Below are 14,230 nucleotides of genomic sequence, written 5' to 3'. Positions count from 1 at the left end.
ATGACTCCTCAAAATAATTTCAGCTGATTAGGATTTAATGCTTCGTAATCGATCTGCAGCGCATCGATCAATGCGCGGGCATTGTCAGCGGCATCACGACCGGCATTATTATTGAAGACCACTGCGACTTCTTTGGCATTGGCTTCGATGGCTTGGACCGCTTGTTTTAACTCCGTTAGTTCGGCTTGGTCATAGCGATACAAGGTCCGCAGATTTTTGGCGTCTGGTCCTGTCGCTGTCCAGCCGCTGTCGTTGCGTCCGTGAAAACGGCACAAGACAAACTCGGGATTGGTCACGGTTGGATCAAGGGGAATCGTGGTCGATAGCTTTTTTGGCTGATCAACGACTACTAAGGAAAACTGTTTTCGCTTCATATAATCGATCATGCCCGGATACAGTTTTGGCTGATACCAGCTGCTGTCTCTCAGCTCGATCGCCACGGGGTAGCCCGCAAACCAATCTCGCACTTGGTCTAAATAGGCGACATTTTCTTTCGTACATTTAAAGCTGTTGGGAAACTGGGCTAGTAGGCAAAATAGTTTGCCCGCTTCTATCATTGGCGCGATCGCTTCTTTGTAAAGCTGCAGCGCTTCAGTCATGGTCAACTGATCTGGCAAATCCCCTTGGGTGGTCACACTTTGATGGACTTTCAACACAAAGCGAAAATTTTCGGGAATCTGGGTCAACCAGTTGCGCACATCTTTTTCTTTTGGCAAAAAATGATAGGTGGTATCCAGCTCAACTAACGGAAAATAACGGGCATACTCAAATAATTTCGAGTTTTTTCTTTGCACGAGACTGCCATGTTCACTAAATGTGGTACAACCAATTCGAATCATTTTTTCCCATCGCTCCTTGTTTTCTTATTTTAATAGTATACAATAGTTTTGAGTTAAGAGTAAATAAATCATTGCAGGTGATGAAAAAATGAAACGAATTCTCGTGTTGCACACTGGCGGCACCATCGCCATGAAAGAAGACACCCTGACTGGCGGCGTCAGCCCTGATGTCAGCAATCCACTGATGGATGCACCGATCCACATTGACGACGATGTTGAATTGATCGTCGAAGATATTTTTAATATTCCCAGTCCTCATATGACGCCAAAAGAAATGCTGCAGCTGAAAGAACGTATCCAGCTGGCGCATTTAAGCGGTGTCGATGGGGTCGTGATCACTCACGGAACCGATACGCTGGAAGAAACAGCCTTCTTTTTAGATACCACGATCGGCGGTCAGTTACCGATCGTGGTGACTGGCGCCATGCGCTCAAGTAATGAAATCGGCAGTGACGGGCTGTATAACTTTGAAAGTGCCATTCGGGTGGCGAAATCACCTGATGCCTTAGGAAAAGGCGTCTTAGTCGTCATGAACGATGAGATCCATTCCGCACGTTATGTTACGAAGACCCACACCACCAATATTGCGACGTTCCGCACCCCGACATTAGGTCCGATCGGCTTAGTCACAAAGCACCGTATCTTGTTTATGCAAGAGCTGTTAAATAACCGCCATTTGGATGTTGATCGTGTCGACGGTCTGTTTCCGATCGTCAAAGCCTATGCGGGGATGACTGGGGAATTGTTCGATGCTTTAGCCGACTCGCTGATCGATGGACTAGTGATCGAAGCTTTAGGCGCTGGCAATCTGCCGCCGCAAACCATAGAACCTTTGAAAAAACTGATCGCTAGAAACATTCCAGTCGTCTTAGTTTCTCGTTGCTTCAACGGCGTTGCCGAGCCGGTCTATGACTACTTAGGCGGCGGGATCGAATTGCAAGCTCTTGGGGTGATTTTCTGCAATAGCATCAATAGCCAAAAAGCCCGCATCAAATTGCTGATAGCAAAAAACCGTGGGTTGACCATGGATGAACTGCCTGATTTCATGGAGAATTAACCAAACAAAAACCCTTTTGCCATTCCGCTAATGGAGGCAAAAGGGTTGTTTTATTTTTCTCGCCAAGTAAAGATGGCTTCGCAGTAAGTATCCTCACCAATCTTGATCTCGTGGATCGTTTGCAGCGGCACAGCCTCGCCGGCTTCATCGACTGTCTTCTCATTGATTTGAAAATGGCTTTCGATCAAATGGCCGTAAGCCACTTCCCGATCAAAGCGGATCGTCACTTGTGTCACTTCATGTTTTGTTAAAAACTCATAGCCTAAGACGTCCATCAGCCAATTGAAATACATGGCATTGTTGACATGCTGATTGCTATCGATATCGTAGAAACGCACCCGATACGGCAAAAATTGTCCTTGTGTGATAGGGGTGATCTTCGGATAGCGTTTGATTCGCTTGATTTTTTCACTGCCAAAAGGCGCCACGATCTCATCTGGTACACTGCTGACTTTGCGCGTCTCCGGGTCCATCAACGCAAAAACCGCCTCGATTTTGACCAGTTCCGTTCCGTCTTCTGCCAATAACCAAAAGTAACGGTAACAGAAAAACTTATTGTATTCTCTCGCCTGGGTCGCCACTTGAATCTGCTCCCCTACGCGCGGCAAACGAGTCACCGTTATGTGATAGCTGGTAATGATCCAGGTCAAGCCATAACTAGCGATGACTTCCGGTCCGCGGTTTAACGCCGCACTTTGTTCTTCTGATGTCTTGATGGCGATGCCTAGCATGGCTGGAAACGTCATCGTTTGGTTGACATCACATTCATAATACGCCACTTCATGGGTGGTTTGATACTTTGCTGCCATAGTTCTAATTGCCTCCTAAAAACGACTCAATAGTTCATCGACATTGGGTCCATAGCTTTCGCCAAATTGATTCAAATGGACCAATAAATAATACAATTGATACACTGGCAGTCGCTCTTGCCAATCCTCATCTAATGGATAGACTTCTTGATAGCCTTCCAAAAATTCCTGACGAAAACCACCGAAGAGCTGGGACATCGCAATATCCATTTCTCGATCCCCATAAGCGACTGCTGGATCAAGAAACACTGGTTCTCCTTGCTGATCGAACAGCACATTCCCCCGCCAAAAATCACCGTGTAACAAAGCAGGTGTGACGCTGCGATCATGCCAATTCTCATGCAAAAATTCTTTCAAACGCAGATAAGCGGCTTCCCGTTTGGCATGCCAGCGATTACCCAGCTTCGCCAATTCGACTTGCACATCCAAACGGCAGACTGTATAAAAATCAAGCCAATCGGTGGTTTTCGGATTGACTTGCGGCAAAAAGCCGATGTAATTGTCTTCGTAAAACCCAAAAGACTCCTGCGTCTGCTGATGAAGCCGAGCCAAGCTTTGGCCTAAGCGTCGCTGCTGTCCTTCCCCACCATCGATCCATTCCATCAATAAAAACGCCCCCTCTTCGGTCTGACCGAGACGTTCGATTTTTGGCACCCGCACGAAAGGAGCTAATTCAGCTAAGCCGTTGATTTCTGCTTGAAAGAACATCGATGAAACATGAGGATGGGTCTTTAAAAAATAGCGATTTTCTCCTGTAGTGAAACGATACGTTTGATTGACATCCCCACCACTGATGGGCGTCAGCGAGCCGGTCATCCCGATTGCTGCGAACAATGCTTCCTCCATACGGATCTCCCTTTCTTTACTCAGTCAGTTGGGCATTCAAATACGCTTGCTCTTCTTTCGTCACCCCTAGTCCCTGCAGGAGATACTGATCGACCGAACCGAAATGCTGATCGATCGCAGCCAAGCTTTCATCAAGAAAACTCTCTTTGGCACTCATCAAAACTGTGATCGCCGTTAACAACTCTTGCGGTAAATGCTGGGTCATTGGGGCAAATTTTTCTTTTAGCATTGGGGCTAAATAGCGATTGGTCGCTAAATAATCTTCTTTGATCGTCGTTGGTGCCACCGCCAACACATGCAGCAATAAAAAGGCGCCAAAGCCTGTGCGATCTTTGCCGGCGGTACAGTGGAACAAGGTTGCACCTTCGCCTTCCGCATTGGCGATCACATGATCAAAGAACTGCCGATATTGTTGGCGGGCATAGTCGCTTTCAACAAAGTGACGGTAGACTTTTTTCATCTGCTCTTCGGCATCTTCCCCATCTTCCAAGCGCTGCTTCAAGCTTTCTGGCGACAAGGAAACCATCGTTTCGTCTTCTTTGAAAATAGGTAAAAAAAGCTGCTTTGCTGTGGCGATCGGTCGATCAGGCTGTGCATTGGCTTCAGCGATGGAGCGAAAATCAATGACCTGATTAACCCCATAGTTTGCCAGTAATGCTTGATCTGAAGCAGTCAATTCATTGATCGCCGCACTGCGGATCAATTTTTTTCGTTTGATCGTCGTGCCGTTTGTCGTTTGATAGCCGCCAAGTTCTCTGACGTTTGCTGCTCGTTCTAGTTGAATCAATTGTGTCATTGCTTATCCCTCCCGCGATGTTCTAGTTAAAAGTATAGCAGAAACTTCGCTATTAAGGGCACTGAAACCTAGATTTTTCTATGAGCTGAGCTTTAACGGACAAAAAAAAAGAAAGACCACACGCAGTCTTTCTTTGCTTTCGCTTGTTACAAAACGTTTCTATTCGGCTTCGATCACGGCGGCAGAATCATCTAAGATCGAACGATCCAGTTCGTTGATACGGCTGCTGGTCACCATTCCGGCAACCATACTGTCGCTGACATTAACGAGTGTCCGTGCCATATCGATCAATGGTTCAACAGAAATAACTAAGCCTACGATGGCGATCGGCAAGTTCATTGAGCCTAAGACAATCAATGAAGCAAAGGTTGCGCCACCGCCGACACCGGCAACACCGAATGAGCTGATTGTAACAACTGCAACTAGCAGCAGGATAAACTGCCAATCAAAGACATTGATCCCAACCGTTGGTGCAACGATCGTTGCCAACATCGCTGGATAAACACCCGCACAGCCGTTTTGACCAATCGATAAACCAAAGCTGCCTGCAAAGTTAGCCGTGGCTTCATCAACACCTAACGCTTTGGTTTGGGTTTCAATGTTCAATGGCAAGGCACCCGCACTCGAACGAGAAGTAAAGGCAAAGCTCAAGACTGGAAAGGCCTTTTTGAAATACGTCACTGGATTGACCCGAACAGCGATCAGCAATAATGAATGAACGAGTAAGACCAAAATCAAAGCCGCATAAGAGGCGATGATAAATTTGCCTAAGTTCAAGATGGCTTCAAAATCACTTGAAGCTAATACGTTTGTCATCAATGCCAAAACGCCATAAGGTGTCAGGCGCAAAACTAACGTGACGATACGCATCACGATTTTATATAAGCTGTCCATCAAATTCGCAAAAGTTTCCGCTTCTTTCGGTGATTTACGTTTGACACCAAGAAAGGCGATCCCAACAAAGGCTGAGAAAATCACGACCCCGATCGTACTTGTCGAACGAGTACCCGCAAAGTCGGCGAAGACATTGCTTGGAATGAAGGAAACGATTTGTTGTGGGATCGATAGGTCTTGGACTTGTGTCGAACGTTCCGCTAATTCTGCGATCCGCGCTGTTTCCGTTGCCCCTTCGGTAAAGCTGGCACCGTCAAGACCAAAGACCATGACCATCACAATTCCGATCAGGGCAGCGATCGCCGTTGTCCCTAGCAAAGTTGCAAGAACCGTAAAACTGATCTTCTTGATTTTTTCGCTTTCTTTCATCTTGGTGAAAGCACCAACGATCGAAACGAAGATCAAGGGCATGATCAGCATTTGCAAGAGGGCCACATAGCCACTACCGACCATCGTGATCCAGTCAAGAGCTTGCGTGACAACGTCAGAGCCTGTCCCAAAAATCAGCTGCAGCACACCACCAAAAACGATCCCGACGAACAACGCCGCAAAGACCCGCGTTGAAAACTTCAGGTGACGCTTTTGCAATAAGTAGAACCCATAAATAAGGGCAGCAAAAAATAGAACAACAATAATAGTTAACAGATTTGTCATTTGAATCCTCCTTTTGTTCAATAAACATGACAAAGTCTGTCAGAGGAAGTAAAGGTTCCCAGTGACCATTCTTCAACAGTTCACTCTAATGAGACGTGTGGCATCATTAGTGACTATTCCATTTTAAAGAAGTTTGCTTCATCTTACAATAAATAAGTTTCCAGTTTTCTGCGATGGTACCGCTTTTTTGTCAGAAAATAAAAAAAGAACCGTTGCCACACCCCCCTGCTGCTAGGATTTCTGCTTTCCTAACAGTTAGATTGCGGCAACTGGTTCGTTATTTTTTCATTTCGTCTTTTTGAAAAATTTCAGAAAATATTCAGGCAATCATTAAAAATTGCTGTCTTACGCCAAAGCCCCCATTGGGTCCCAAGGTGCTAAGACTGTTGGTTCTGCTTCAAAGGCAGCCAATTGTTCTGCTGTCAGGAACTCTTTGCGAACCACGATTTGATAGGTGTATTCATCCATCCACGCATCGCTCATAACGAAGAAGCCATTCGTTCCGACTTTTTCACCCCAGCTGTTTTCGACTTTCCATTTGGTTGATTCGCCGTCGATCAAGTCAACGCCAGTCAAGACCATCGCATGGGTCATTAAGCTTTCGCCAAAATCTAAGCGTTCTGCTTTGGTCATCGTAAAGTCAATGTCAAATAGGTCGTTGATATCATACGCATCTAATGCCATGATCCCAGTATCTCTGGTAGAAGATTGACCGACATCACAACCGAACCACACGGACTCCCCTTGTTCCAATTGAGCGATCGCTAATTTTTTGAAGGTCGGCATATCGACGTTCAAGTATTTGACTTCTTTGCCGCCAACCACGTTGCCTAGCATTTCTACGGTATACGATTGATTGTAAGGTTTGTCGGCAGTTGGTGCGTTGATGATGCTGACATAATCGTCAAGGTCAACACCAACATATTTTTCATAAAAGCTTTGTGGTGTTAAGTTGCGATCAATGTGATAATTTTTGTCTTCATCACGGTATTCAAAATCAAAGGTTTCTGGCGGTGTGCCTAAAGAAGTCGCTAAGAAACGATAAATGTCTTCCAACATCGCTTCTTTGGCTGTTTGGATGTCTTCAGCTGTTTTGCCTTCGGCTACTAGCTGACGCAAAGCAACCGCATCTTTACGCAGTTTTTTGTTTAAGTAATTGTTTAGATCACGAGAATTAGAAGAGTTGCTGCTTTCTGGCATGACTGTTTTTGGCACGACACCATATTTTTGGAAAATCGAAACGATCATGTCCCATTGTCCACCATCTTGTTGTGGGGTTTGCAACAAGAAAGCAACTTTGCGACTTGTCAAAGGCTCGTTGGCAGTTGCTAAAATATTTTCATAGAAATAGTTGGCTTTTTCGTATTTGTCCCAAAAAAAGGTATGGTTTTGCGACAATTCAAATTCTTTTAAATTGAAATCATTCAGCATCTTATGACGGAATGTATTCAATGCGGCAAACATCCAGCAGCGACCTGATTGTTTTTGGTTTGAGACTTTCCCTGTTGTCACATCGACTGAGAAAACCGGCACATTGTTGACTTTTGCTGACACGTTTTCTGCAGAAGCGGTGATCCCATTTTTCACCACACTCCGTTGCAGTGCCGTTTGTTTATCGTTGTCTTGATACGCTTGCGCAAAGGCAGCGGTGGTCTTTTTTGAAATTTCTGACATATTTCTTCATCCTTTCACTTTCCGTTCCTTCCATTTTACGCCTCTGCCTCTCAAATAACAACCGCTCCTAGAAAAATGAAAGGATCATCTTTCTAAGAGCGGTTGCTCGTATCAAGGATTTAAAGGGTGAGCATCAAAAGCAAAAAGCCAAGTAAAACAAAGGATAGTCCTCGTTCAAATCGTGCATACAGGAAGCGGATCGGGCGACTGGCTAGCAAGATCGTCAGTAAAACACTGGCTAACACCAACGTCACAAAGCCTAATACCGATAGATTCAAGTCGGTGATCGCTAATGCCCGCAAGCCCTTGATGAAGATCCCCTGTAAAAGATAGACCAGCAGAGTGTTTTTGCCCCACTTCGTAAAAAACAAGTGCTCTCTAGGCACGAGGCTCATAAAGCCGATGATCCCCATCAGCCCGATCACGAAAAAGACCGCACGCAAGGGACCGCCGAACAACGGATAGCTCAAGTAATCGTCATAAGGCTTGGAACCAAAAACCATGTACTTGTTCATCCCATGAAAAAACGCGATAAAGGTATAGATGATCGGTAAGAAAAGCAAACTGATGGTTCGAATCTTTGGTTTCAATAAAAAGCGCATCTCATTTTTGGGAAAATAAAACCCGATGATGAAAAACGGCAAAAAGACAAAGGTCCGCTGCAAGGTCAACACTTGATTTAAAAACGGCACGTAGCCAGCGAAGATACTCAAGCCGATACTCAGCAAGATCGCCTGCTTTTTAGACATTTTTTGAAAGACTAACAGCGAGAGCTGCCAAAAGAACATGCTAAGCAAAAACCAAAGTGCCCATTGCGGATTCAACAGTTGGATTTGTAACGAATCCCGTAGACCGATCAACCAGTAATAGACGGTGTAAAACACCTGAAAAAAGACATAAGGCAGCAAGAACTTTTTCATCAGCTCACGAAGCTTGTGTCCCTTCGTCAACGGTTTGGCAAAGTACCCAGCCAGAAAAACAAAAGCTGGCATATGGAAAGTGAAGATAAAATAATATAGGTCATGATAAAACTTCTGATCGCCGATAAAAGGCTGTAGTAAGTGACTGAAGACGACCAAGATCATCAGTAAAAATTTTGCATTATCAAAGTAAGCCGTTCTTTGCGATTGGCTCATAAAAAGTTCCTCCTCTAAGTTGTATCTGTCAAAGGATACCTGATCCATGAAACAGAACTGTAACAAGCTATTTACTTTTTTCTAACGATTCTTGTTCATTTGATTACCAGTTGCTATTTTGTATAGTTTGTATTAATATATATAATACAAAGGAGCTGTTTTCGATGATATTTGATATTCAAACCCAAAGCAACCAACCCATCTACCAGCAGTTGCGGGAGCAGATCATTGTCGGTATCGCAAAAGGCGATTTGGCCGCTGGCGAATTGCTGCCATCCGTCCGTCAACTAGCCGAAGAGATCGGCATCAATACCATGACGATCTCAAAAGCCTACAATTCCCTCAAAGAAGAAGGCTTGTTAGTCACAGATCGCCGCAAAGGAACCGCCGTTGCCGCGCCACCACCGTTTACTTCCGGACAAGAAGCGGAGTATCGCCAAAACTTGCAGCTACAGCTAGCAACCGCTCTCTTACACGGCAAAAGCAAGCAAGCGCTTTTAACGGATGTTCAACAACTGCTGGACCGATTTCCTGAAAGGAATGAATGCAAATGACTTATCTTTTTTTCATTATTGCCCTCGTCCTCTGTGGGACGACCGCCTTTGGTTTACGCTTGATCAGTAAACCCCACAAAAATGTTTTACTCGAAAATACCCTTGCCCCTGAGCATCTGGATGATCCTAGCGTCCAAAGCTTGATCACAGAATTTCGCAAGCGTATCTTACAAATCGTTGGTACATTTAGTGTAGCAAGTCTCCTTTTTTTGTTCAATTTATCTGACTCCATCATCCTTACCCTATTCTGGCTTTATATGGCCGCTTTGTTGGGGACAGCTTACTTGGTACAAGTGCATTACATCGGAAAAATGCGGCAATTGATCCTTGCCAATGGATGGGAACTACCCATCGATCCGATTCGGATCGACACCAAACTCGTTCAAGCCAAAAATAAGCGGATGCTGCCGTGGTATAGCCTCGTTCCAGCGGGGATTTTGTTAATGATCAGTTTGTACCAAGCATGGCACTTGCCTGATCTTTCTACAGGATACTTGATGGGCGGTGTCTCTTTAGCAATTTTTGCGCTCTTCATCTATCTCTGGGTGATCATCAGCCGCTTACCCGTTCGCGGGATCAGCGGTGATTCAGCTATCGACCAGCACATCAATGATTTAACAAAGCGCTATTGGTCCTTATTGATCGCTGTCACTTGTACCATTACACTGCTCTTGTTGACTGTTCCGCTAGCGTCCATGTCCGCTACTGGAGCGTTAAGTACTATCCTCTTACTGCTCTTTGTTGTTTTGGTGGTTTTCTTGATCGTCTTTACCTTCTTCTTGTTGCTAGATCTGCGTAAAAAACAAGATCAACTCTTAGAACCAGCAGCACAACCGCGCTATTATGGTGAAGATGCTTACTGGCGATATGGTTTTTACATCAATCCTAATGATGCGCGACTGTTCGTTCCTGACCGTGTTGGGATGAATATCGGCATCAATCTAGGCAAACGCAGCGGACAAATCGTCGCAGGCATCACCGCTGTCTTCTTAGTTGTGTTAATGGTCGGTACCATCATTCCAATGTACCGCTTAGATTTCGCTCCTGATGCGATCACCGGCGAAGTGCAAGGACAAGAAGTCACCTTTGATGCACCAATGACCGGGAAAACAACGGTCTCTTTGGCAGATATAGAAACGGTGGAATTGATCGAAGCTTTGCCATCGCCTCGTGTTCGTACCATGGGTGTAGGAACCGCCAGTTACCAAATCGGTAAGTTTACCGTTGCCGGTGAACCAGCCAGAATGTTCGTGGACATAAACTCGACACCTATTTTAAAAGTCACCACCAAAGATGGCCCAACCGTTTTTTACACAAATAAAAAAGCCGCCGAAACGACGGACTTATATGAGGAACTAGTACAGAAGATTTCCTCAGCGAAGTGAGAGTTCTGGAGAAAAAACTAGGGAACCCATTATCTCCAGGCTATCCACAATCAAAAAAAACGACCTTCCGAAACGAAGGTCGTTTTTGATACTCCGGCAGTAGGACTCGAACCTACGACATCATGATTAACAGTCATGCGCTACTACCAACTGAGCTATGCCGGAAGAATCTATCTGTACTATACCAAATAGTCAGATAATTTAGCAAGAGCAAAAATCAATTTTTTGTTCCTTTTTTTCAAGAAAATCCCCTTTTAGAAACTTCCCTTCCCGCAAAGTGTTTTTCTCAAGAAATATCCGAAAATCTCATTGACAAAGTAGCGCCTTTACGGTATTCTATATCTTGTGTTAAATAACACGCCGCTTTAGCTCAGTTGGTAGAGCGCATCCATGGTAAGGATGAGGTCGACGGTTCAAGCCCGTCAAGTGGCTTTGGTAGGACAGCGTTTGTCGGACGTTGTCTTTTTTTGTGCATCTAATTCCCCAAATATAGCGATATTTTCTTAACTTAATCATTCGTATTGCCCCTAATTCCCTGCGATATACAAAAGAAATAAGATCGTAAAACCCAATAGTAGGACAGATACAACGGCTTTCACCATCCTCGCTGCATCTTTAAATTTAAACAAGAGCGTATATAGATTAATAAAGTAAATGATCGACAGGACTACTTCTTGCGAATATTCCTTCACTTGAATCAAGCCTAACCATATAATCAGCAAAAGAATCGAAAAAACAACCAAATAGTTTTCTGCAACACGTTTCATTTCATTCTCCTTTCCAATGATAGAACACTTGCAACCAGCTGAATCGTGGAAACTCAGTAAATTATCAGCCCCTCTCTTCAATACTTTTCCTAAAGCCTTTGCTTATGAAAAGTGTAACAAGCTTTCTCTTATAATGGTCAATATTGTTCAATTTACATAGTTATTATTTGTTAAAAAGATTAAAATGGGTTTTCAATCGTTACTCACAGCTCAATTTTAGGCACTTCTTTTTTACAACAAAAAACCCGCTCTCCTAAAGCTAAGAGAGCAGATTTTTCAACTAAACTGAATTTTTTTGAAAGGAGATGCCTGGTGCTAACTTAAAAAATAACATATTTTTTCCGTATGATTTAAATTTTTACTTCACGACCAACACCGTACATTTCGAATGATTGACGACATAATCGGTGGTTGAGCCTACGACAGCTCGGGTCAATGTACCTTTGCCAGTTGCACCGATAACGATCAAATCAATTGGATACAATTCAGTCGCTGCATGAATGATAAAACGTTTTGGATCGCCGACTTCAACGATCACCTCAACATCTTCCACCCCATGTTGATTGGCATCATAGATTTTTTTCAACATATCCGTTTCCACACGTAATTTTTCTTGATCAAAAATTTTCGCAAAAGCATAGGCACTTGTGGATAACTCAGCATTGTTAATAACAGAGAGGACATACAATTTGGCTTTGTTCCTACGACAAATCGCGAGTGCTTCTTGGAACGCTTTTTCTGACTGATCCGACCCATCTAAGGCAACAAGTACATTCTGAGAATTACGTAACATCCAAATCGCCTCCTTTTCTTTATTTTACCACAAAAAATGGAAGCGTTACAAAAAAGGACGATGTCTACTCTTAAGAGACCTAAAACTTCCTTTAAGATTTGTGAAGGTCCTTACTTGGTTCCGCAATTATGCAGTAAAATAAGGAGAACAATGATTCGAGGTGAAAGAAATGCGCTCTTTTTTCCATGCTGCAGTCACTGTGCTCTTGTATTTAGGGCTTTTCTTGCTGATAATCGGTATTATCGCCTTTTTCTTGCTAAAACTTTAAGCTTGGTTGGTTGAAAAGCAAGTTGCTGTCACATCCCTAAGAGGAGTGATACACTTGGCTTATCAACAATTATCGAAACGAAACAGCTTGTTGCTCACTCGTTTCAAAAAGGAGATCATGCAAAATGGACTTACATATTACCCCTAGTGCCGCTGCTCGCTTTCCAGAGGGACACGACTTATATATTCTGACGAGTAATGACGGATCGAACCAATTTTCTTCAGCAGCTGGATGCTGTATGATCGGCGAACGTTTTTTGATCACACCGATCGATGAACCGCTAGACCCATACAATGAGTTAGTCTCAAGCAATCAGTTTACTTTCTTTACATCAACCTATGATCAAATGTTCTTGACTGGTCATCTGATTCTAGATGTTCACCCAACTTCAGGAACCTTGATTTTGAAAAACGAAAGCGGCTATTTGGATACCAATCTTTTATTGGAAGCCTCTCCACAGTTGAAACAAACGAATGCGTAACAAAAGAGCTGACAAACGCCTTGTAAGGTGCTTGTTAGCTCTTTTTCTCTATAATGAATCTGGAATCAACGCTAAGAGTTCTTGTGTTTCAGCGGCTAAAGCGATCGCACCAGCATCAAGCAATTCTTCTTTTGACCCAAAACCATATAAAACGCCGATTGCCGGTAACTGGTTTTCTTTTGCACCTAAAATATCATGCTCACGGTCGCCGATCATGATGGTTTGCTGCGCTTTTTGCTCCTTTTCGATCTCAGTTAAAGCGTAGCGGATAACCGCCGCTTTTTCGCCACGTTTATTCTCAAGATCCGCCCCATAGATTCCTTTGAAATAACCATCATACTTGAGATGGGTCAGGATCTCTTTTGCAAAAACTTCTGGTTTCGACGTAGCGATATACAAATCGTGCTCCTGCGCCAGCTCCTGCAATGTTTCTTCGATCAACGGATATGGTTGGACTTGAAACATCCCCGCTTGACGATAATTTTCCCGGTAGAAGGCAACGGCTTGCTGGGCAGCTGCTTCATCGAAGCCCAAGCCACGGAAGGATTCAATCAAAGGCGGTCCCACAAAGCTCCGTAGTATGTCTTGCGCTAATTGCTCTTTTCCCATCTTTTCCATCGCATATTGAATCGATCCATAGATTCCTTCACTCGAATCAATGATCGTTCCATCTAAATCAAAAAGTACTTTTTTTCTCACGCTATCGTCTCCTTTTCTCATAGTATAGAAAAAAACAGCAGTACAGGCAACACTTCTTCCTTTTCGTTCTGATCTCATCTAAATAAAAAAGACGCTGCCCCACCAAAGGCAACGTCTTTATTTTCTCATTTTATGCAAAAAAAAAGATAGCAGATGCTATCAAGCAACTCCGGCAGTAGGACTCGAACCTACGACATCATGATTAACAGTCATGCGCTACTACCAACTGAGCTATGCCGGAAAAATTGAAATGCGTGGCGACGTCCTACTCTCACAAAGGGAAACCCTTCACTACAATCGGCGCTAAGAAGCTTAACTTCTGTGTTCGGCATGGTTACAGGTGTATCCTTCTTGCTATCGCCACCACACTATTCAATTGAGTAAGTGTTGCTCACTCAAAACTGGATCGAAGAAATCAAAACGCTACGAGTTTACGTGCTTTTTTCTTTTTGGTTAAGTCCTCGATCGATTAGTATCAGTCCGCTCCAACCATCACTGGCCTTCCACTTCTGACCTATCTACCTGATCATCTCTCAGGGATCTTACTTTCTTAAAGAAATGGGAAATCTCATCTTGAG

14 protein-coding genes, 3 tRNA genes and 2 rRNA genes (1 of these 19 running past the window's edge) are annotated in these 14,230 nt (G+C 43.9%); 5 read left to right on the top strand and 14 right to left on the bottom strand.

Annotation, left to right across the window (positions count from 1 at the left end):
* Positions 1–8 precede the first annotated feature (8 nt).
* Positions 9–839: a DUF72 domain-containing protein gene (locus tag IGI78_RS03440; RefSeq protein WP_081119106.1), complete on the bottom strand. Its 831-nt coding sequence runs from the start codon at positions 837–839 to the stop codon at positions 9–11.
* Positions 840–927: 88 nt separating this feature from the next.
* Between IGI78_RS03440 and IGI78_RS03435 the strand changes: the two genes are divergently transcribed.
* Positions 928–1,896, top strand: a complete 969-nt coding sequence (locus IGI78_RS03435) for an asparaginase (RefSeq protein ID WP_005225140.1) — start codon at positions 928–930, stop codon at positions 1,894–1,896.
* A 50-nt stretch (positions 1,897–1,946) separates the two neighbouring features.
* Here the strand turns inward: IGI78_RS03435 and IGI78_RS03430 are convergent, their stop codons facing one another.
* The 6 genes from IGI78_RS03430 to IGI78_RS03405 all read right to left on the bottom strand — a co-directional run bounded on the left by IGI78_RS03430 (position 1,947) and on the right by IGI78_RS03405 (position 8,705).
* Positions 1,947–2,705 carry an acyl-ACP thioesterase domain-containing protein gene (locus IGI78_RS03430; protein ID WP_015509041.1) on the bottom strand — a complete coding sequence of 253 codons (759 nt, stop codon included), beginning with the start codon at positions 2,703–2,705 and terminating at the stop codon, positions 1,947–1,949.
* A gap of 15 nt (positions 2,706–2,720) precedes the next feature.
* Positions 2,721–3,551, bottom strand: a complete 831-nt coding sequence (locus IGI78_RS03425; RefSeq protein ID WP_430618447.1) for a fructosamine kinase family protein — start codon at positions 3,549–3,551, stop codon at positions 2,721–2,723.
* A gap of 16 nt (positions 3,552–3,567) precedes the next feature.
* The gene (locus IGI78_RS03420; protein WP_430618445.1) at positions 3,568–4,347 is read right to left on the bottom strand and encodes a tyrosine-protein phosphatase; all 780 of its coding nucleotides are present in this window, start codon (positions 4,345–4,347) and stop codon (positions 3,568–3,570) included.
* Positions 4,348–4,506: 159 nt separating this feature from the next.
* Positions 4,507–5,895, bottom strand: a complete 1,389-nt coding sequence (locus tag IGI78_RS03415) for an L-cystine transporter (RefSeq protein ID WP_430618444.1) — start codon at positions 5,893–5,895, stop codon at positions 4,507–4,509.
* A 345-nt stretch (positions 5,896–6,240) separates the two neighbouring features.
* Positions 6,241–7,569: an aminopeptidase C gene (locus tag IGI78_RS03410; protein WP_077454044.1), complete on the bottom strand. Its 1,329-nt coding sequence runs from the start codon at positions 7,567–7,569 to the stop codon at positions 6,241–6,243.
* Between the two features lie 119 nt (positions 7,570–7,688).
* A complete protein-coding gene (locus IGI78_RS03405) occupies positions 7,689–8,705 on the bottom strand; it encodes an acyltransferase family protein (RefSeq protein WP_077454045.1) in 1,017 nt (338 codons plus the stop codon).
* 164 nt (positions 8,706–8,869) lie between these two features.
* Between IGI78_RS03405 and IGI78_RS03400 the strand changes: the two genes are divergently transcribed.
* Both IGI78_RS03400 and IGI78_RS03395 read left to right on the top strand, forming a co-directional pair.
* A complete protein-coding gene (locus IGI78_RS03400) occupies positions 8,870–9,259 on the top strand; it encodes a GntR family transcriptional regulator (RefSeq protein WP_430618442.1) in 390 nt (129 codons plus the stop codon).
* Entirely contained in the window at positions 9,256–10,644 is a 1,389-nt protein-coding gene (locus tag IGI78_RS03395; protein ID WP_325907774.1) for a hypothetical protein, read from the top strand. Before IGI78_RS03400 ends, IGI78_RS03395 begins: the two co-directional genes overlap by 4 nt.
* 91 nt (positions 10,645–10,735) lie before the next feature.
* Here IGI78_RS03395 and IGI78_RS03390 read toward each other — a convergent pair.
* A tRNA-Asn gene (locus IGI78_RS03390) sits at positions 10,736–10,809 on the bottom strand.
* 194 nt (positions 10,810–11,003) lie between these two features.
* Between IGI78_RS03390 and IGI78_RS03385 the strand changes: the two genes are divergently transcribed.
* A tRNA-Thr gene (locus IGI78_RS03385) sits at positions 11,004–11,076 on the top strand.
* Between the two features lie 95 nt (positions 11,077–11,171).
* On the opposite strand, the gene IGI78_RS03380 is transcribed toward IGI78_RS03385, so the two are convergent.
* Together IGI78_RS03380 and IGI78_RS03375 are read right to left on the bottom strand one after the other, a co-directional pair.
* A complete protein-coding gene (locus IGI78_RS03380) occupies positions 11,172–11,411 on the bottom strand; it encodes a hypothetical protein (protein WP_096742256.1) in 240 nt (79 codons plus the stop codon).
* Between the two features lie 358 nt (positions 11,412–11,769).
* The gene (locus IGI78_RS03375; RefSeq protein WP_005237544.1) at positions 11,770–12,204 is read right to left on the bottom strand and encodes a universal stress protein; all 435 of its coding nucleotides are present in this window, start codon (positions 12,202–12,204) and stop codon (positions 11,770–11,772) included.
* A 392-nt stretch (positions 12,205–12,596) separates the two neighbouring features.
* Between IGI78_RS03375 and IGI78_RS03370 the strand changes: the two genes are divergently transcribed.
* Complete coding sequence (locus IGI78_RS03370) at positions 12,597–12,953, top strand: iron-sulfur cluster biosynthesis family protein (protein WP_142962924.1); 357 nt, start codon at positions 12,597–12,599, stop codon at positions 12,951–12,953.
* Positions 12,954–13,001: 48 nt separating this feature from the next.
* Here IGI78_RS03370 and IGI78_RS03365 read toward each other — a convergent pair whose 3' ends face one another.
* From IGI78_RS03365 to IGI78_RS03350, 4 genes are all read right to left on the bottom strand, one after another.
* Positions 13,002–13,652: an HAD hydrolase-like protein gene (locus tag IGI78_RS03365; protein ID WP_142962922.1), complete on the bottom strand. Its 651-nt coding sequence runs from the start codon at positions 13,650–13,652 to the stop codon at positions 13,002–13,004.
* Positions 13,653–13,819: 167 nt separating this feature from the next.
* Positions 13,820–13,893, bottom strand: a tRNA-Asn gene (locus tag IGI78_RS03360).
* Positions 13,894–13,904: 11 nt separating this feature from the next.
* Positions 13,905–14,020 (bottom strand): 5S ribosomal RNA (gene rrf / locus IGI78_RS03355).
* Between the two features lie 81 nt (positions 14,021–14,101).
* Positions 14,102–14,230, bottom strand: a 23S ribosomal RNA gene (locus IGI78_RS03350); it runs 2,786 nt beyond the window's last position.

This window comes from Enterococcus sp. DIV1767 (genome assembly GCF_050542585.1).
GTDB lineage: Bacteria > Bacillota > Bacilli > Lactobacillales > Enterococcaceae > Enterococcus_D > Enterococcus_D innesii.
Note: the sequence above shows the minus strand (reverse complement) of the source record. Positions and strands in the feature narration are given on the sequence as shown.

Coding starts and splice junctions, on each gene's coding strand:
- IGI78_RS03410 (WP_077454044.1), bottom strand. CDS start 7,569: ATGTCAGAAATTTCAAAAAAGACCACCGCTGCCTTTGCGCAAGCGTAT.
- IGI78_RS03405 (WP_077454045.1), bottom strand. CDS start 8,705: ATGAGCCAATCGCAAAGAACGGCTTACTTTGATAATGCAAAATTTTTA.
- IGI78_RS03440 (WP_081119106.1), bottom strand. CDS start 839: ATGATTCGAATTGGTTGTACCACATTTAGTGAACATGGCAGTCTCGTG.
- IGI78_RS03430 (WP_015509041.1), bottom strand. CDS start 2,705: ATGGCAGCAAAGTATCAAACCACCCATGAAGTGGCGTATTATGAATGT.
- IGI78_RS03380 (WP_096742256.1), bottom strand. CDS start 11,411: ATGAAACGTGTTGCAGAAAACTATTTGGTTGTTTTTTCGATTCTTTTG.
- IGI78_RS03420 (WP_430618445.1), bottom strand. CDS start 4,347: ATGACACAATTGATTCAACTAGAACGAGCAGCAAACGTCAGAGAACTT.
- IGI78_RS03370 (WP_142962924.1), top strand. CDS start 12,597: ATGGACTTACATATTACCCCTAGTGCCGCTGCTCGCTTTCCAGAGGGA.
- IGI78_RS03375 (WP_005237544.1), bottom strand. CDS start 12,204: ATGTTACGTAATTCTCAGAATGTACTTGTTGCCTTAGATGGGTCGGAT.
- IGI78_RS03415 (WP_430618444.1), bottom strand. CDS start 5,895: ATGACAAATCTGTTAACTATTATTGTTGTTCTATTTTTTGCTGCCCTT.
- IGI78_RS03425 (WP_430618447.1), bottom strand. CDS start 3,551: ATGGAGGAAGCATTGTTCGCAGCAATCGGGATGACCGGCTCGCTGACG.
- IGI78_RS03400 (WP_430618442.1), top strand. CDS start 8,870: ATGATATTTGATATTCAAACCCAAAGCAACCAACCCATCTACCAGCAG.
- IGI78_RS03395 (WP_325907774.1), top strand. CDS start 9,256: ATGACTTATCTTTTTTTCATTATTGCCCTCGTCCTCTGTGGGACGACC.
- IGI78_RS03435 (WP_005225140.1), top strand. CDS start 928: ATGAAACGAATTCTCGTGTTGCACACTGGCGGCACCATCGCCATGAAA.